Source organism: Neobacillus sp. NRS-1170, assembly GCF_050468025.1.
Genome location: NZ_JBITPF010000006.1, coordinates 66657 through 83425, shown reverse-complemented (window position 1 = coordinate 83425; position 16769 = coordinate 66657). Strand labels below are relative to the sequence as shown.

The following is a 16769-nucleotide window of genomic DNA, read 5'->3' as shown; positions in this document are numbered from 1 at the left end:
ATTCGTTCAACCTTTTTAACAAAGACGTTGTTTCGTGGTATAAGGTAACATGATATTGATGTTTTTCTAATTCCTTAGAGATTGTTACTTTTAAAACTTGACCTGGTGGGCTTATTTCCACCGGGTTTTCATGTGCCTGAAAAAACGGTGCCAAATTTTAGTTTTCCTAAATGGTAAACATTAATTTATCTGACTAATCAATTGAAATAAATCCTTTCAAAATAGCTTGCAGCAATGCGTAGCATAGCTCTGAATCTTGCAGCTGATTTTCTTTGACAAGTTGAAAACATTCTTGAATACTTATTTTCTTGACTTTAATTTTTTCATGTTCTTCAAGCTGTTGATTAAGGTATACCCCAACTTCTTTCGTAAAAAATACATGCGTTACCTCATTTGTTCTCCATGATGCTGGTTGTAGAGTCCCAAGATAATGTACGGATCCGCATGTATAACCTGTTTCTTCTAGAAATTCGCGTCTAACTGCTTGTTCCAGATCCTCCCCTTTTTTCACGCCGCCACCCGGTAACTGCCATACAGTAGAATTGACAGGCCTTCTATATTGCTCAATTAATAATAGAGAATCATTTTCCTTTGCAAGCATGACAACCCCATGAAAATCCTCTAATTCGAAAAAAGGTCTATTAAAGGAATCCTCCTTTAAAACCATCCCACTTAAGGCTATTAATGTTTTATCACCCATTAAAGGCCGCCCCCAGTCTCTTTTCTCTCCATTAATTTTAGGATATTCTCTTTCGGACTCCAGCAGTTAAATTTATAGTTTGTTTTGGTTTCATAGCCTAAACGGCTGCAGAAATAGCGTATTCTTTCCGGCTTCTTCTCGACTATAAAGTGTTTGCATGTTGCACAGCAATGGAAATCTTTCAACCTGCTCACCTTTCTTAAACTATTAAACTTTCTTTCATAGTTTGTTCATATTTATCGATTAAGATATAAACAGGTTCACAAAAGAACCTTAACCTCCGCCCCCCTTTATATAGATTTTGTTTGGTACCCGGCATTAGGCCGGGTATATTTTTTTGAAGACATAATTATGTATACTTCTATCAAACCCTGTCAATAACAATACCAATCAAGCTAATGAGAAGGTGTTAGGATTGAAGGGTATTTATTTTATCAATGACCGAATAAGTTTAAATGGATTATCAAAGGAAGATAGCAGTAGACTTCAGGAAGAGTCGATTAAACATTATATACTTCAGCAAAAGATAGAGATTGTAACACTCAATCCCTATCAAGTAAATGATTATTACACTATTCCGCATGCCCTTTTATATGATTTAAAGAAAGAAAAACGAGGATTGGATTGCTTGATCCACTATTCCCCTCTGGTTTTGGAGGATTTTATTTACAGCTATCCTGCCAAATGGCTTATTTTAAAAAGCTTTTTTACCGATATCATCCAGGTTGAGAACCAAAATGATGTAAATGTACAAAAAGTCATTTAATCTAAAGATTTTTTGGCTGTTTTTCGATAAATGATGACAAAATTGATGAGGAAGATAATAAGTATATAGATACCATATAAACCAAAGGAATACAGCTTATTGCTCTTAAATAAGGCTCCTGCATAGGACAAGATTAAAATATTTGGAAGCTTTCCAATTGTCGACGCGATAAAAAAGATTGGCCATTTAACATGACTTAATCCACAAATAATATTAACTACCGGGGCAGGAATGATTGGTACTAAGCGGCATGAAAGGATGGCAATGAATGAGTTTCTGTTAAGAAAATCTTCGTATTCTTGAACTTTCGTATGCTTAGCTAATTTTGCCTGCGCGAAATCCCGAAATCCATATCTGCTTAAGAAGAAAAATCCCATTGTCCCAATCATGGCGCCTGTTAAGGAAACAAACACCCCCTGGACTGTTCCAAAGACGCCACCTATGATTCCTGCCAAAACAGGAAAGGGAATGACTGGGAAAAACACACAGATGGCTACGAGAAGCATGCTAATCAGAAGAGAGACAGAACCACCTGCTTTTATTAAATGCAATAATTCATCCTTTTGAAAAAATCCTATCGCAATGATCAACAGTAAAATCGTTAAACTTACGAATCGCTTTATCATTCTATCTCCTCTAAACTCCAAATAATTTGAATTATTTTTTTGATGGAATAGGAAGCCAAATGGTTACGGTTGTCCCATGTCCCTCTTCACTCTCAACGTTTATTTTTCCATGATGGCTTTCAATAATTCGGTAGCTGGTCATTAACCCAAGACCAGTACCTTTTTCCTTAGTTGAATAAAATGGTTCACCAAGCTTTAACAGCCTTCCTTCAGGTATGCCGCAGCCGTTATCCTTAATCTTTATGATAACAGCTAATTCATCCACACAAATAATAACATCAATTTGGCCTTTTTCGGACAATGCATCTAGGGAATTTTGAATGACGTTCATGAAAACCTGCTTTAATGAATTCGGATCTCCAATAATTGCAGGCACTGTATTATTGGAGATAAAATTGATTTCATTGTTCTTCATCAAAGCCTGCGTTTGTAATAATTGAACCACCTGCCCAACAAGACTATTTAATTGAACAAGGCTGGTTTTTTCGGTATGGGGCTTTGCCATCGTTAAAAATTCGGAAATGATTACTTCGAGGCGCTGTAATTCATCCAACACTATACCTAAGTAAACTGGATTGATTTCTTTTTCGGCGTTTAATAACTGCATGAATCCTTTAATAGGAGTTAGAGGATTTCGAATTTCATGAGCTACCGCTGCGGCCATTTGGCCGACAACAGCCAGCTTTTCAGATTTACGCAAACGTTCACCTGTTTCAATCCGGTGCTGGATATCCCGCGAAACTTTCACAATTTCCTGCACTTCACCTGTAAGAGGATTTATTAAAGCCTTGATGGTTGATTCTAACCAAATATAGGTTCCGTTTTTCTTTTTACAACGGTATGTCACTAGCATCGAAGTATTTTCCGTACCTATTTGGCTATGCTGTGTTAGCATTGTCTCCATATCATCCGGATGAATGATTTCCACAGGATTTTTTACAAGCAATTCCTCTGGCTCGTAGCCCAGAATCGTCTTTACTGAGGGTGATATATATAGATAGGAAAAATCCACGCGATGAAGCATGATGACATCTGATGAATGCTCAGCCAGCAGTCTGTACTTTTGCTCACTTTCTCTTAAAACCGTTTCCATTTGTTTTTTTTCCGTTATATCAATAACTTGTGCGAGTAAATAATCTTCCTCGGTACCTTGGGCTCTAATTCTAGAAACATTTAATATACCGGTTTTAATTTCACCAGACTTGTGTATATATCTTTTTTCTATTTCATACTCATTTCTTTGTCCACTTAAAATCTCTTGAAACAAATGAATATCCTTGGCAAGATCCTCTTTATATGAAACTTCTTCAAAAGATATTTCAGCTAATTCATCCATTGTAAATCCAAGAAAATCACAAAAAGCAGGATTGAATTGTATATTAGTAAAGTCAATGCAGCCAATTAATTGAGGAATCCTTGATTGATAAAATACTTCCTTAAAATGTGTGGAATTAAACATATAATCCTCCCAACAAGCTTGCAACTAAAAAAAGAGATACCTATTTAGTATATAGCTAAAACCCTATTTCATAAACTATTAATTTTCGAATTTTCCGAAAGAAAAAAACCTTCTATCATTTTAGATAAAAGGTTTTTTACTATTTTATTAATACGGGGTTCTTGCACCAAGGTATTTTGGTTTCCAATAGGTATTTGTCATATCAGCGATGGCGACACCATGTGATCCCGCTTGAATAAATTTATTGTCGCCTAAATAAATTCCAACATGTGTTGGTCCTGGCGCATAAGTTTCAAAAAATACTAAATCACCAGGATTTGGGGTGCTGATTACCTTTAATCCAGACCACTGGGTTGCAGCTGTACGTGGAATTGTAATACCAACTTTATTGAGGACATAACTTGTAAACCCGCTGCAATCAAAGCCAGCCGGAGTATTTCCTCCCCATAAATACGGGGTTCCGATATATTTCTTTGCTTCATCCATTACCATTTGAGCCTTTGAAACAGTTGGAGTCGGAATTGGAGCTTGCGAATTCGCGACAACCTTTAAAACTTGGCCCACATAAATCGTATCTGATGTTAAGTTATTGATAGATTTAAGCTGTGCTACCGAGAGATTATTTCGGGTTGCAATTCCCCAAAGGGAATCCCCTTTTTGAACTGTATAAGTTGTTTCGTGAGTATGCGGAGCTAATAATGATAGTTTCTGATTTACATAGATATTATCGCTAGTAAGCTGATTCCATGCCCTTAAATTAGCAACCGACACTCCGTTTGCTTGCGAGATTTTCCATAGGGTGTCACCTGATTGGACCGTATAGATATTTTCATGTGCATATACAGCCCCTCCAAAAGAGCTTATCAAGATGCCGGCAGCGGCCGCGACTGTCAGTAGATGTTTTTTCATGGAGGCCCGACTCCTTTAAATTATTATTGGTATATATATCATAAAGGAGATAGATGCCTGGTTAATATGGCAAAGATATGGTTTTCAAGACAGTTCATACCTAAATTGGTAATGAATGCACCTATTATTACATGAAAGAAATATTGCCTTTCTAGGAACTGAATAGGCTAGAACCAATTCTATCGAAAAATCGGCTGCACTCATGTAACATATTTGTAATATATTAAGAACTAGATTATTTACTAGTTTCCTTGAAAACAATGTAGAAATTTTGTAACAAACCATCCATGCATACTACGACGATAAAATTATAATGAACCTATAGAAACAATTTACATGTTTTTAAAAATAATAATGAATCTGGTGATGAAAATGCACGGAATTAGTAAAGGACATCCGCATGGAATGGGAAAGCAGATTGATTATGATCAAAATCCATTTATTGTAATTTGGGAAGTAACAAGAGCTTGTCAGCTAAAATGCGTTCACTGTCGAGCTGATGCGCAGCTTATCCCTGACCCGCGGGAATTATCCTTTTCAGAGGGAACCAATCTCATTGACCAAATTTACGAAATGGATAACCCAATGCTTGTGTTTACTGGGGGAGATTGCATGATGAGGGAAGATCTTTTTGAGCTCGCTGATTATGCCATTAAAAAAGGTATGCGTGTTTCAATGACACCTAGTGCCACGCCAAATGTAACAATCCCAAAAATGAAAAAGGCAAAAGAAGTTGGTCTTTCCCGATGGGGTTTCAGCCTTGATGGACCAACCCCTGAAATACACGATCAGTTTCGTGGAACACCAGGTTCATTTGAATTAACGCTTGAAAAAGTTAAATACTTAAATGAATTAGACATGCCGCTGCAAATTAATACGGTTATCTCACGATACAACTATGATTATCTCGAGGATATGGCCAAGTTGGTTGGTGAGTTAAAGGCAGTAATGTGGTACATCTTCCTGCTTGTTCCAACTGGCCGCGGTCAATTAGAAGCTTGCATTTCACCGGCAGAGCATGAAAAAGTTTTCCGCTGGCTATACGAATTAAGCAAAACCGCTCCATATGATATTAAGACGACCGCAGCACAGCATTACCGCAGGGTGGTATTGCAGCAAAAACAGCGGGAACATTTGATCGAAAAAGGCGAAATTAACTACGAAGATACGATTACAACTGATTTCGCCTCGATGCACGATGGCTTAAAGCGTGCGCCAAAGGGTGTAAACGATGGAAACGGCTTTGCGTTCGTGTCACATATTGGCGATGTAATGCCAAGCGGCTTATTGCCGATTGTCGGCGGTAATGTTCGTGATACTCCACTTGCAGAAATTTACCGGGAATCAAAAGTATTCAAGGCGCTTCGCAAGCCTGACAATTTTAAAGGCAAATGCGGTGTCTGTGAATACAACAAAATTTGTGGTGGTTCCCGATCAAGAACATATGCGGTGACTGGAGACTATTTAGAGAGTGAACCATTTTGTGTATATATTCCACAAGCAATGAGGAATAAAGAAACATCCGCTTTAGTTTAAATTAAAAATGGGCAGTTTTAGGAATGCCCATTTTTTTCATTCAATTAGTCCCGTATCACTAATCTTTACCTTGGTATCTACCTTAAAGGCAAGTTGAGGGTAAATTCGCTGCCATTCCTCCCAATCATTCTTATTAAAATGGCGGGAGCGATAACGTAAGCCAAAACTAATTGGGTCTACATTTGCTTTTTGAATTTTCACCAGTACTTCTTTAATTTGCTTTTTTAATCGCTTTTCGGCTGCTTTTTCATAGCGGGATAATTGTTCATTCGTTATTTTTGCGGTCGTTTCCTAAATAGTCCCTTTTACCTTCACACTTACTTTAATGTTTGGCTGTTTTCCTTTTGGTGTAATGATTTTATATTTTGTTTTTATTTTGGTCGTGTTCACAATAAATTTAATGTTTCCTGTTTTCACTCATAATGCACTTTTATTTTCCCGATTCATTATGTGATTAAGGATTTTCGTCTCTTCTTGAGTTAGACTAAGAATCAATTTGCTTTTATTAAAAAGCCCTACTGAGTTAACTTCCAGTAAATCTTTTTTCGCTTCAATGATTGGAAGAAAGGGGTCTAATCCTCGTTCAATTAATCTTTTTTTCATATCAAAATAAAACTCGGAAATGATATAGGGCGTTTCAGATCCATCTTTACCAAGAGATAGGAATAAGGCGTTTGATGGGAGTTGTTCCGATTTAGGCTTCACCTTCAGTACCTCAATTGCGTTTGGTTTCCCAACTGCTACCCAGGCAATTTCTTGGATATCTCTTCTTCTTGCTAACCAATAATACACCCCTGCGTTATCGTCCATGGATAGAGATATTCCTGCACCCCAACTGAACCGTGAAAACCAATGGGAATAAAAAAGGTGGTAAATAAATTAAATATCCCCAAAAATAAGATTATAATAAAATTCCAAATCTTTATCTTTTCTTTGATTACCCGATTAAATATGATTAAATTTGTAAAACCAGAAAAACTATAAGTTGCTGCAGCAATTGCTTTTAAGCTTGGTTTCTCAAATAAGTGTGTCCCTACTTCTAGTATAGAATCCCAGCTTAAAAACTCGCTTGTAAGCGTCTTATAGATAATAAAACCTATTAACGGTGTATTAAGAAATAAGACAATTTCCAGAAAATACATGACCCTTTTGGTCGGAAGCTTGATGATAAGAAAAATCGCTGCTAAATAAATCGTAATCAGAAAAAGTTTCGGCATCTCCGGATTAATGAAACGGCTTAATATATCGGTAAAACCAAGTAAAGTAATAAGCCCAGCTGAAAACCACATAATTTGAATACTCCATAAGTGAAGATTTACCAACCACCGGTGCTTTGAATGGGCTAATATTTCTGGTAAACCCTGGCCTGGGAATTTATTAAGCGAGTGACTGTATAAATAACTCATTCCAATCCCGATTGGTATGGCAATAAGGACCCCCATAACCGCACCCTCATATCGATACTCAATCAATATTTTCGGAACAAAGATAATAACATTGATCAGCATATTCAATATTTCAATAAAACTAAATATAAAAAATATCGATTCACTGACCTCCGCCCTTAATCAGTTACTATTCTTTGGTGGATTTGGTTTGTATCAGAGTTAAAAATGGCCGCCCGGCTGGAAAAGTGGTTCTGCTTGTATCAGGTTCAATGTATTTTTCATTCGTATGGAGTTCTTTGAAAACAGCATCCTCCGATTGCTGAATTTTCTCTTTTAATTCTTCTTTGATGGATAGAACTTTATTAGATGGCACCTCAGTGCTCCTAACAATTTCTTTCATCGTAATTTCCCTCAAAGATTGGAATTTTATTCTATTAAATCGGGAATGTTGAGTTTAGACAGCTTTTATTTGAAAGGAATATAATGAAATGATGATAAAGGAAAAACAGGTATCACAGGCATTTTATCAATTTATTCTCCCCTTCTCATGGAAGGCAGGTAAGATACGTAATTTCATCTTATATCTACAAAAGAATCAATTTACTTCATTTCACTTAAATGAATTACAAAATGAATCGGCCTATTATGGAGGTTACCAAGTCTCACACAGTGAAATGGAGTCTTTTTTTCTTCCATTAACATCCCAATTTCTTTTCCCTTCTTCTGGACATGAGAAGGGATTCCAAAGATTTACGAAGGCTTTTAGCATGGATGGTTTATTGTCAACTACCGAATTAAAATTACCCTTTCTAATACATTCCATAGATTTAATCATTTGTCCCTATGAGCTTGGATTTATTACGGTGCGGACAGAAATAAAGGATGTCTCTTTATCGAATGCGATAGAGTTTGCCAATCAAATTAATTGGAAGGATTTTGAGGATTTGCTTCCAGATTTTTCTACCTTTGTTAATTGGGATTCCCCTCCGCCTTTTCTGGAGCCAGACAAAATGCATATCCAATCGCTTCTTCAATTTGCAAATGAAGAAGCCATTGATGAACTAGATGTTTTTCGCTCCGTCACACTTTGTGGTGGTGACGCAGGAAATCACGAATATATAACAAACTATGTACAAGACCACATCTATAGCCGTTGGGTTCCCAATACATATATCTGTGTAAATGAACACTGTTTTACATGTCTAACAAATAGCAGCAATCCAAATTTAATGACTTTGGCCAAAAGCTTTTACGGGGAAAATTACTATCTTCACTTGATCAATTTATTTAATAAATTGGTATTTGTTAAAATTGCCCATCTCTATTCAACTATTCATATAGAGAAGGATTATAATAAGATTGAAAAACTGATCTATTTTATAAATTCGTTTACCTCTAATTTTTTCTTTGCCGAATATCCAGCTAAACTCGAAGGGCAGGAGCTTTTTAAACTTTTTAAACGTGCCTATAATATTGACTCGTTGTATTTAAATACAAAAGAAACCCTTTTCAGCTTGTTTAAGTATGAGGAAAATTCAGTGACAAAAAAAGACAGTATGCTCCTTTTAGTCCTTACGCTTTATACGGTTATCTGCGGAATCTTCAGTATGAATCTATTTACAAAGGATCTAGAAGGAAAGATTCATTGGTCACACTTTAAGTCTTATAATCCCTTTGAATACTTCGCCGTCTTTATTGTTTTTAGTGGTATAATCGTGGTAGCCATACTTGGTTTCCAAAGCTTGTATCAAGTCATTCAGGAACGAAAAAATAAAAAACAATGGGATGAGCAGGCGGTGATTTCATCCAGGTTCCCGAAAAAAAGTAACTAGGAGTTTTTAATATGATCAGCTTCATGGGTATTACCCAGTCAAATACATTAGAAAAAAAAGATACCATTGATAAATTAACTTTAACCAAATATAAACGGTTTTGGGTGGATTTTAATGAACCGACTGATGAGGAGATAAAACATTTAAGCGAAACTTTTAATTTTCATCCACTGGCTATTGAAGATTGCATAAATACTACCCTTCAAAGACCTAAACTCGATTATTACGATGAATATACATTTTTTATTACACATATTGTTCGAGAAGAAAGAGAGGAAATCATAAAGGAGGAGCTAGAATTTTTTGCAGGTGAAAACTATATAGTTACTTTTCACCTTAAGCCTTCTATTGAAGTTTCTCAGGTAGTGGATAGAATAACAACTTTAAAAAACTTAGATAAGTTTACTAATACTCATGTGTTTTACGAAATTTTAGACAAAATCGTAGACAACTACTTCCCTATTATTTACAAAATTGAGGATAAGTTAGATGAAATTGAAGATAACACTCTTAATAAACCAATGAATAATTTATTAAAAGAATTATTCGAAACAAGATATATGTTATTGAATCTAACACATACTGTTAATCCAATGCGTGATCTGCTCTACCGAATGTTAAATTCTCAGCATTTGAAAAACATAATAACAAGAAAAGAATATTATTCTGATATCTACGACCATCTCTTAAAATTATCGGAAATGCTAATGGCAAACCGAGAGATAACCGCTGACATTCGGGATAATTATCTTTCGTTAAATTCCCATCAAACCAATAATGTGATGAAGGTTCTTACGATTATGACTTCCATTTTCGCCCCATTAACCTTAATTGCAGGAATCTTCGGGATGAACTTTAAAAATATGCCTGAATTGGATTGGAAATATGGGTATGGCTATTCTCTTGTATTAATGGGAGTAATCGGATTATCTATGTTTCTCTGGTTTAAGAAAAAGGGATGGTTTTAATTGCGGGATATTTGGGAAGCAACAGCCACGTTTAACACAGTATAAATAAAAAAGCTGGCCCAAAAGAGTCGTCATTCAACGGCCTTTTCGGTCAGCCTCTTAACTTCATATTAAAAATCCTTTAGGAATATAAGCGTACCTGAAAACCCCTTATCGAATTCCTTATTTTCTATAGGTGCACATCGACCTTCTATCTTAACTGTTTTTCCATTTACGATGATAGGCCTTATTGCAATAATTAAAAAAATATTTTCATTTGAGTAAGGAAATGAATAATAACCTGTCTCATTGCCTTTCCAAACATTTTCATAAATACCTGACATTTTCCCTGCCCAATGTTTCTTTATAGGGAGGTCAAAAAATGTTTTTCCAATTATATCATGTCGTTTTAGGTTAACGAAATCAAGTAGACTTTGATCTATGTCTGTATATATTAATGTATCATTTACTTTTATCATTTCAAATCGAGCCCTGCCATTAGCTTGTTCATAGTTTTTAATAAGCGTATTTATATGGTGTGTAAAGTTATCGTCCTTCATTATAAAATACCTCTAAAGAGAATTAATTCTAATAGAATATTTGATATTAAAATCAATTAATATACTATATTATTTTACCAGAAATTTGAATTCTCTTCTAGAAATTTCCTGTACCCTTTATAAAAAAATTTTCAAGAAAAAAGGCTGGTCCAAATAAGACAAGATACTGCTGATTATAGGTATAATAAATATGTATGAAAATGCTGAAAGGGGAACATGCCGTGCCAAATAAATATACAGAGGAAACCATGAAATTATTAACGGACTTAGTATCAATTCCAAGCCCGTCCGGCAATACAAATGAAGTTATAACTTTTGTTGAAAAATACCTTTCCGAGCTGAAAATTGAGACGAAAAGAAACCGCAAAGGCGGATTAATTACGACGGTTGAAGGGAAGGATCAAGGGCGCCACAGGATGCTGACGGCTCATGTAGATACACTCGGGGCAATGGTTAAGGAAATCAAATCGAATGGCAGACTCAAAATTGACCTAATCGGCGGATTTAAGTTCAATTCGATTGAAGGAGAATATTGCCAGATAGAAACAAGCAGCGGCAAAAAATATACGGGGACCATTTTAATGCACCAGACCTCCGTCCACGTATATAAAGATGCCGGAAAAGCAGAACGAAATCAGGAAAACATGGAAATTCGAATTGACGAAAAAGTACATAATGCTGAAGATATTCGGGCCCTTGGAATTGAAGTTGGCGACTTCGTATCCTTTGACCCGCGTGTGGAAGTAACGCCGAGCGGCTTCATAAAATCCCGCCATCTAGATGATAAGGCAAGCGTGGCCGTTTTACTACAGTTAATGAAACAGATAAAAACTGAAAATATTACACTCCCTTATACAACTCATTTTCTGATTTCAAACAATGAAGAAATCGGCTATGGAGGTAATTCCAATATTACACCGGAAACGGTTGAATACTTAGCTGTTGATATGGGAGCTATGGGTGATGGTCAATCTACCGATGAATACACCGTTTCCATCTGCGTGAAGGATGCGAGCGGTCCTTACCACTATGGATTACGAAAAAATCTGGTACGTCTGGCTGAAGAAAATGATATCGAATATAAACTCGATATTTATCCGTTTTATGGCTCCGATGCGTCAGCCGCCATACGTGCCGGGCATGATATTGTCCATGGACTAATCGGACCAGGGATTGATTCATCTCATGCCTTTGAACGGACACATCAATCATCGCTTGAAAATACCGCTAAGCTATTGTTCCATTACATCCAATCAGAATTAGTATTATAATCATCATTGAAAAAGGCCAAGCGTCACAACTTGGCCTTTTTTTTATTTATTTTTAGGATTTGGTCACTTAAAATTAATTCTTTTCTCATCTAATTTTAATGCAACAGATGCAAATCCGAATTATTATAGTTAAGTCAGTTGGGATTTAGGGGGTACACCACTATGTTTGGTAAATTTAAAGCTTTCATTGTCAATCAAAAGTTAAAGTGGTTCGGCCGCTTTGTCTATTATTTGCTGATTCTTCTCTTGTTATTTTTTATGTACGGTTTTAATGATGCAAGTGCCGGTTCTTATATTTACAACGACTTTTAATGTGAGGTAGGTAAACAATGAGAATATTAAACACCATAAGAGAGCTTGCACAAACACAACCAGAAACATTAGCCTATATATCACCCACTGCGGAAATTACTTATTCCGAGCTTTGGAGACAGTCAGAGCAAGTGGCTGACTTTCTATTAAACCAAAATTTGCAAAATCAATCACCGATATTGGTTTACGGTCATATGGAAGCCTCGATGCTGGTCTCTTTCTTAGGCAGCGTAAAGTCAGGTCATCCTTATATACCGGTAGATACCTCGATTCCCTCGGAGCGCGTGATAAATATCATCAACAGTGCTCGATTGGAATTAGTCATTAATTGTTCTGGGCAAGTAATGGATATTGATACTTCATCTATTACAGTTGTGACTGTAGAGGATATCCTATTGGGGCAACCCTTTGAACAGCAAGTTGACCAGAAAAACTGGGTGGAAAACCAAGATAATTTTTATATTATATATACGTCCGGCAGCACTGGTAATCCTAAAGGAGTTCAAATTTCAGCTGCTAATTTGGAGAGCTTTGTAGATTGGATGACTGTGGATTTTCCGATCAATGGACCATTTCGATTTTTAAATCAAGCACCTTATTCCTTTGATCTTTCTGTTATGGACCTTTACCCTGCATTGGTCAGCGGTGGAACTCTTTTTGCTATCACAAAAGAAATGATAGCAAAGCCGAAACTATTATTTGAGGCATTAACCGATTCTAAAACACAAATTTGGACATCAACACCTTCCTTTGTACAGATGTGTTTAATGGACCCCTCTTTTAATGAGGAGTTGCTGCCCGAGCTTTGCGTGTTTTTATTTTGCGGAGAAATCCTCCCTGTTGGCATCTGCCGGCAATTGTTCGACAGGTTTCCTAAAGCAAAAATATTCAACACCTATGGACCAACAGAGGCGACGGTAGCAGTAACCTCGATTGAGGTTACTGCTGAAATGTTGGATTCCTATCCATATCTCCCAATTGGAAAACCGAAAGAAGATACACAGATCCTATTTTTAGATGAAAATGGTAATGAGGTTTCCACTGGTGAAAATGGAGAAATGGTTATTGTCGGTCCAAGTGTTAGTAAAGGGTATCTTGGACAGCAGGAACTAACAGAACGGGCTTTTTTTCAATATAATGGACATATTGCCTATCGCACAGGGGATGCCGGCTACCAAAATCAAGAAGGGCTTATTTTTTACAAAGGCCGAATTGATTTTCAAATTAAACTGCATGGCTACCGAATGGAATTAGAAGAAATTGAATTCCATATTGCCAAATCAAAATTTGTAAAAGCTGCAGCTGTCATTCCTGTGTTTCAAAATGAGAGAATTGAATATTTAGAAGCCGTGATTATTCCTGATAACCATGATTTTGAAAAAGATTATCAGTTAACGGGAGCGATAAAAAAAGAACTTGGCGAATTCCTCCCTGCTTACATGATTCCAAGGAAGTTCTCCTATCATAAAGAGCTTCCGATTACGGCCAATGGAAAACTGGACCGAAAAACAATAAAGGATATGGTGCGGACATGACGCCATATGGTTCGTTCTCATTCTTTTTCATCATCGCCATCCTTTTAGCACCGACGATAATTCTTGGTTTACGGGGAAAAAGATTTCATACCTATAATATGTTGGCAACGATTGCTGCCTTAGGTTTGATATTTTCATCTTCTCTTAATCAGGCTTTGGCGTTAATACTGTTTACCATTTGGCAGGTTTTATTAATCAGGTTCTATTTGCATTACCGAAAACAATCGAATGGTAATGGCTTTTTTTACACGGCGGTTTTTCTATCGATTCTGCCCTTGGCCGTTTCGAAGCTCCTGCCTTATTTTTCGCATATTAGCGTAATTGGTTTTCTGGGAATTTCTTATTTAACCTTCAAGGGTACACAAATCATTATGGAAATTAGAGATGGGCTTATTAAAAAGGAACTGCCTTTATCTAAACTGCTGTATTTTATCTTATTCTTCCCAACTATTTCATCGGGCCCGATTGACCGCTACCGCCGGTTTGAAAAGGATTTAGAAACGGAAATATCCGGAGATGATTATAAGCAGCTGCTTTATGATGGAATCAATAAAATCTTCCTTGGGTTTTTATATAAATATATTATTGGTTATTCTATTAATCATTTTTTTATCGCTAATTTACGATTTATTGCCCATAGCCAATTCCAGCATCACTTATATTATATGTATGCTTACAGCCTCTATCTCTTTTTCGATTTTGCAGGATATAGTGCTTTCGCGATTGGTGTCAGTTTTATTATGGGGATTAAATCTCCGGAAAACTTTAACAAACCTTTTATCAGCCGAAATATTAAGGATTTCTGGAATCGCTGGCACTTGGGTCTCTCCTTCTGGTTTAGAGATTATGTATACATGAGGTTTGTTTTCTGGATGACAAAAAAGAAATGGATAAAAAACCGCAACATTGTCTCAAATCTAGGCTATATTTTACTCTTTTTAATAATGGGCTTTTGGCATGGCCTTGAAATCCAATATATTCTATATGGAATCTATCACGCCCTGCTGATGGTTATATATAATTCATTTGAACGATTTAACAAGAAGCATAAATGGTGGCCAAACAATAAATTTACCCATGTGGCGGCTATTATCATCACGTTCCATTTCATTTGCTTTGGCTTTTATATTTTCTCAGGACAATTATTTCAAAAGGGAGTTTGATCAACATGGAATTTAAAAATGAAGTTATCGCATTATTAGCTGAAATCTGCCAGGACGATGTTGTGAAGGAAAATCCGGATATTGATTTATTTACTTCTGGTCTGTTGGATTCTTTTGGCACTGTTGAATTACTAGTTCAGGCCGAGGAACGGTTTAATATTCTTATCCCGATCACAGAATTCGATCGCGATATTTGGAACACACCAAATAACATTGCCAATTTATTGGCTGATAGAAGATGAAAAAACCTTTATTTTCACCAATTTTCTTAGCTTTCCTTGTTCTGGCTATGTTGATTTTAATACCCAATCAATGGATTGAAGACCTAATTCCAAAAACTAGAGTCACTCAAGCGGCAACGGAATTAAATCCATTTATGTTTCAAGGAAAGTATGTTCAAGAAGAAATGTTGAAGAATAAACAGTATTTGCCGATTTATGGCTCTTCCGAGCTTGCAAGGCTGGATCGTTTTCATCCGTCCAATTATTTCAAGGAAACGAAGGATGGATTTACTCCATTTCTTGTTGGTCGGGGCGGGACAGAATCATTAATTCACTTTTTAAATTTTTCAGAGCATACGGATCAGCTAAAAGGGAAAAAGCTCATCTTTGTACTTTCTCCGCAATGGTTTCAACCGGGAGGAGCCGACGAAAGCCATTTTGTTCCAAATTATTCTTCCCTTCAAGGATATGATTTTGCCTTGAATCAAAAAATAGATCCAGTGATAAAGAAAAAAGCGATTAAACGTTTGCTTACATTTTCGCCGATTAATAGTGATCCGCTTCTTTCAACGATGTTAAAAGCGGAAATTACGAATGATCCTTGGACACAGAAAAAGGCTGCTATCTATCGTCCCTTTGCCATTTTTTATCATGATTTATTGGTTAAAAAGGATTATTATTATACGCTCGCAGGCGGTTTTTCCCGTAATCGTGATATTAACAAAAAAGTCCGGAATAAATCCTGGGACCAATTAGAAGTCCAAGCTGAGCATATGGGAGAACGACTATCAACGAACAATTCTTTTTATATTAGTAATTATCAATACAATAAAATAAAGAAATTGGTTCCTTCCTTAAAGGATTCAAAGGTCGGGGCATCCTATGGAGAATCCCCTGAATATAATGATTTCCAACTTGTCCTTGATTTGCTGAAGGAATCCGGAGCGAAACCATTATTTGTTTCTGTTCCCGTAAATGGGAAGTGGTATGATTATACAGGTTTCCCGTTAGAAGGCCGACAATCATACTACACCCGAATAAAAAAGCAAATTGAATCTGAGGGCTTTCAAATTGCCGATTTTTCAAATCATGAATACGACCCCTATTTTATGAAGGATACGATTCATATTGGCTGGAAAGGCTGGGTATATACAGATAAAGTAATAAAAGACTTTTATAATGGGAAAAATGTGTCGGATACAATAGCTGAAGCAAAATTGCCGAAAAACTAGAATAATTATCGTATATCCGTTATAATAATGTAGACTATTTACCAGCCACTCATTAGGAGATGTAATTATGTTTTCAAATATTGGTGTACCGGGATTAATATTAATTTTAATTGTTGCTTTGGTTATTTTTGGGCCAAATAAGCTTCCCGAAATTGGACGGGCGTTTGGCAGGTCAATCCGTGAGTTTAAGAGAGCGACAGAAGGAATTGCAGACGATATCAAGGAAGAAATTAAAGAAGAAATTAAAGAAGTGAAACCGGAAAAAATTGAATTAAAAAAGTAATGTCACAAATGAAAAACATCCCTTCGTTC

The 16769-nt window shown here is 36.3% G+C and carries 20 protein-coding genes; 11 read left to right on the top strand and 9 right to left on the bottom strand.

Annotated elements, in window-relative coordinates:
- Positions 1–193: 193 nt before the first annotated feature.
- Positions 194–700 carry an NUDIX hydrolase gene (locus ACIFOT_RS01815; protein ID WP_430061098.1) on the bottom strand — a complete coding sequence of 169 codons (507 nt, stop codon included), beginning with the start codon at positions 698–700 and terminating at the stop codon, positions 194–196.
- Between the two features lie 415 nt (positions 701–1115).
- Here ACIFOT_RS01815 and ACIFOT_RS01810 point away from each other — a divergent pair, with 415 nt between their 5' ends.
- Positions 1116–1466, top strand: coding sequence for a hypothetical protein (locus ACIFOT_RS01810; protein WP_430061096.1), 351 nt, complete (start codon positions 1116–1118; stop codon positions 1464–1466).
- Here the strand turns inward: ACIFOT_RS01810 and ACIFOT_RS01805 are convergent.
- The 3 genes from ACIFOT_RS01805 to ACIFOT_RS01795 form a co-directional block, all read right to left on the bottom strand.
- Positions 1463–2092: a TVP38/TMEM64 family protein gene (locus ACIFOT_RS01805; RefSeq protein WP_430061094.1), complete on the bottom strand. Its 630-nt coding sequence runs from the start codon at positions 2090–2092 to the stop codon at positions 1463–1465. The genes ACIFOT_RS01810 and ACIFOT_RS01805 overlap by 4 nt on opposite strands.
- 31 nt (positions 2093–2123) lie before the next feature.
- Positions 2124–3551: a PAS domain S-box protein gene (locus ACIFOT_RS01800; protein WP_430061092.1), complete on the bottom strand. Its 1428-nt coding sequence runs from the start codon at positions 3549–3551 to the stop codon at positions 2124–2126.
- Between the two features lie 147 nt (positions 3552–3698).
- Positions 3699–4460: a LysM peptidoglycan-binding domain-containing protein gene (locus ACIFOT_RS01795; RefSeq protein WP_430061090.1), complete on the bottom strand. Its 762-nt coding sequence runs from the start codon at positions 4458–4460 to the stop codon at positions 3699–3701.
- Positions 4461–4832: 372 nt separating this feature from the next.
- Here ACIFOT_RS01795 and ACIFOT_RS01790 point away from each other — a divergent pair, with 372 nt between their 5' ends.
- Positions 4833–5996 carry a TIGR04053 family radical SAM/SPASM domain-containing protein gene (locus ACIFOT_RS01790; RefSeq protein WP_430061088.1) on the top strand — a complete coding sequence of 388 codons (1164 nt, stop codon included), beginning with the start codon at positions 4833–4835 and terminating at the stop codon, positions 5994–5996.
- Positions 5997–6032: 36 nt separating this feature from the next.
- Here the strand turns inward: ACIFOT_RS01790 and ACIFOT_RS01785 are convergent, their stop codons facing one another.
- The 4 genes from ACIFOT_RS01785 to ACIFOT_RS01770 all read right to left on the bottom strand — a co-directional run bounded on the left by ACIFOT_RS01785 (position 6033) and on the right by ACIFOT_RS01770 (position 7784).
- A complete protein-coding gene (locus tag ACIFOT_RS01785) occupies positions 6033–6272 on the bottom strand; it encodes a Ger(x)C family spore germination C-terminal domain-containing protein (RefSeq protein ID WP_430061157.1) in 240 nt (79 codons plus the stop codon).
- 141 nt (positions 6273–6413) lie between these two features.
- On the bottom strand, positions 6414–6806 hold the full coding sequence (locus tag ACIFOT_RS01780; protein WP_430061086.1) for a hypothetical protein: 393 nt from the start codon (positions 6804–6806) through the stop codon (positions 6414–6416).
- Positions 6773–7504, bottom strand: coding sequence for a hypothetical protein (locus tag ACIFOT_RS01775; RefSeq protein ID WP_430061084.1), 732 nt, complete (start codon positions 7502–7504; stop codon positions 6773–6775). Before ACIFOT_RS01775 ends, ACIFOT_RS01780 begins: the two co-directional genes overlap by 34 nt.
- A gap of 67 nt (positions 7505–7571) precedes the next feature.
- On the bottom strand, positions 7572–7784 hold the full coding sequence (locus ACIFOT_RS01770; RefSeq protein WP_430061082.1) for a hypothetical protein: 213 nt from the start codon (positions 7782–7784) through the stop codon (positions 7572–7574).
- Positions 7785–7872: 88 nt separating this feature from the next.
- Here ACIFOT_RS01770 and ACIFOT_RS01765 point away from each other — a divergent pair, with 88 nt between their 5' ends.
- Both ACIFOT_RS01765 and corA read left to right on the top strand, forming a co-directional pair.
- A complete protein-coding gene (locus ACIFOT_RS01765; protein WP_430061080.1) occupies positions 7873–9216 on the top strand; it encodes a hypothetical protein in 1344 nt (447 codons plus the stop codon).
- Between the two features lie 11 nt (positions 9217–9227).
- Positions 9228–10184 (top strand): magnesium/cobalt transporter CorA, encoded by a 957-nt coding sequence (corA, locus tag ACIFOT_RS01760; RefSeq protein ID WP_430061078.1) that lies wholly within the window; start codon positions 9228–9230, stop codon positions 10182–10184.
- 110 nt (positions 10185–10294) lie between these two features.
- Here corA and ACIFOT_RS01755 read toward each other — a convergent pair whose 3' ends face one another.
- Complete coding sequence (locus ACIFOT_RS01755) at positions 10295–10723, bottom strand: hypothetical protein (protein ID WP_430061076.1); 429 nt, start codon at positions 10721–10723, stop codon at positions 10295–10297.
- Positions 10724–10923: 200 nt separating this feature from the next.
- Here ACIFOT_RS01755 and ACIFOT_RS01750 point away from each other — a divergent pair, with 200 nt between their 5' ends.
- The 7 genes from ACIFOT_RS01750 (at position 10924) to ACIFOT_RS01720 (ending at position 16740) form a co-directional block, all read left to right on the top strand.
- Positions 10924–11994 (top strand): M42 family metallopeptidase, encoded by a 1071-nt coding sequence (locus tag ACIFOT_RS01750; RefSeq protein WP_430061155.1) that lies wholly within the window; start codon positions 10924–10926, stop codon positions 11992–11994.
- A 162-nt stretch (positions 11995–12156) separates the two neighbouring features.
- Positions 12157–12306, top strand: coding sequence for a teichoic acid D-Ala incorporation-associated protein DltX (dltX, locus tag ACIFOT_RS01745; RefSeq protein ID WP_430061074.1), 150 nt, complete (start codon positions 12157–12159; stop codon positions 12304–12306).
- A gap of 17 nt (positions 12307–12323) precedes the next feature.
- Positions 12324–13841 (top strand): D-alanine--poly(phosphoribitol) ligase subunit DltA, encoded by a 1518-nt coding sequence (dltA, locus tag ACIFOT_RS01740; protein ID WP_430061072.1) that lies wholly within the window; start codon positions 12324–12326, stop codon positions 13839–13841.
- A complete protein-coding gene (gene dltB / locus ACIFOT_RS01735) occupies positions 13838–15004 on the top strand; it encodes a D-alanyl-lipoteichoic acid biosynthesis protein DltB (protein WP_430061070.1) in 1167 nt (388 codons plus the stop codon). Before dltA ends, dltB begins: the two co-directional genes overlap by 4 nt.
- 5 nt (positions 15005–15009) lie before the next feature.
- Positions 15010–15246, top strand: coding sequence for a D-alanine--poly(phosphoribitol) ligase subunit 2 (gene dltC, locus ACIFOT_RS01730; protein ID WP_430061068.1), 237 nt, complete (start codon positions 15010–15012; stop codon positions 15244–15246).
- A complete protein-coding gene (gene dltD / locus ACIFOT_RS01725; protein WP_430061066.1) occupies positions 15243–16457 on the top strand; it encodes a D-alanyl-lipoteichoic acid biosynthesis protein DltD in 1215 nt (404 codons plus the stop codon). The genes dltC and dltD overlap by 4 nt, the downstream gene beginning before the upstream one ends.
- Before the next feature lie 67 nt (positions 16458–16524).
- On the top strand, positions 16525–16740 hold the full coding sequence (locus tag ACIFOT_RS01720; RefSeq protein WP_430061064.1) for a twin-arginine translocase TatA/TatE family subunit: 216 nt from the start codon (positions 16525–16527) through the stop codon (positions 16738–16740).
- Positions 16741–16769 lie beyond the last annotated feature (29 nt).

Bases quoted from the DNA above. Each gene is read 5' to 3' on its own strand.
- corA (WP_430061078.1), top strand. From the start codon at position 9,228: ATGATCAGCTTCATGGGTATTACCCAGTCAAATACATTAGAAAAAAAA.
- dltA (WP_430061072.1), top strand. From the start codon at position 12,324: ATGAGAATATTAAACACCATAAGAGAGCTTGCACAAACACAACCAGAA.
- ACIFOT_RS01815 (WP_430061098.1), bottom strand. From the start codon at position 700: ATGGGTGATAAAACATTAATAGCCTTAAGTGGGATGGTTTTAAAGGAG.
- ACIFOT_RS01800 (WP_430061092.1), bottom strand. From the start codon at position 3,551: ATGTTTAATTCCACACATTTTAAGGAAGTATTTTATCAATCAAGGATT.
- ACIFOT_RS01755 (WP_430061076.1), bottom strand. From the start codon at position 10,723: ATGAAGGACGATAACTTTACACACCATATAAATACGCTTATTAAAAAC.
- ACIFOT_RS01795 (WP_430061090.1), bottom strand. From the start codon at position 4,460: ATGAAAAAACATCTACTGACAGTCGCGGCCGCTGCCGGCATCTTGATA.
- ACIFOT_RS01805 (WP_430061094.1), bottom strand. From the start codon at position 2,092: ATGATAAAGCGATTCGTAAGTTTAACGATTTTACTGTTGATCATTGCG.
- ACIFOT_RS01750 (WP_430061155.1), top strand. From the start codon at position 10,924: ATGCTGAAAGGGGAACATGCCGTGCCAAATAAATATACAGAGGAAACC.
- ACIFOT_RS01790 (WP_430061088.1), top strand. From the start codon at position 4,833: ATGCACGGAATTAGTAAAGGACATCCGCATGGAATGGGAAAGCAGATT.
- ACIFOT_RS01770 (WP_430061082.1), bottom strand. From the start codon at position 7,784: ATGAAAGAAATTGTTAGGAGCACTGAGGTGCCATCTAATAAAGTTCTA.
- dltB (WP_430061070.1), top strand. From the start codon at position 13,838: ATGACGCCATATGGTTCGTTCTCATTCTTTTTCATCATCGCCATCCTT.
- dltX (WP_430061074.1), top strand. From the start codon at position 12,157: ATGTTTGGTAAATTTAAAGCTTTCATTGTCAATCAAAAGTTAAAGTGG.
- dltD (WP_430061066.1), top strand. From the start codon at position 15,243: ATGAAAAAACCTTTATTTTCACCAATTTTCTTAGCTTTCCTTGTTCTG.
- ACIFOT_RS01720 (WP_430061064.1), top strand. From the start codon at position 16,525: ATGTTTTCAAATATTGGTGTACCGGGATTAATATTAATTTTAATTGTT.
- ACIFOT_RS01765 (WP_430061080.1), top strand. From the start codon at position 7,873: ATGATGATAAAGGAAAAACAGGTATCACAGGCATTTTATCAATTTATT.
- ACIFOT_RS01775 (WP_430061084.1), bottom strand. From the start codon at position 7,504: ATGCTGATCAATGTTATTATCTTTGTTCCGAAAATATTGATTGAGTAT.
- ACIFOT_RS01780 (WP_430061086.1), bottom strand. From the start codon at position 6,806: ATGGACGATAACGCAGGGGTGTATTATTGGTTAGCAAGAAGAAGAGAT.
- dltC (WP_430061068.1), top strand. From the start codon at position 15,010: ATGGAATTTAAAAATGAAGTTATCGCATTATTAGCTGAAATCTGCCAG.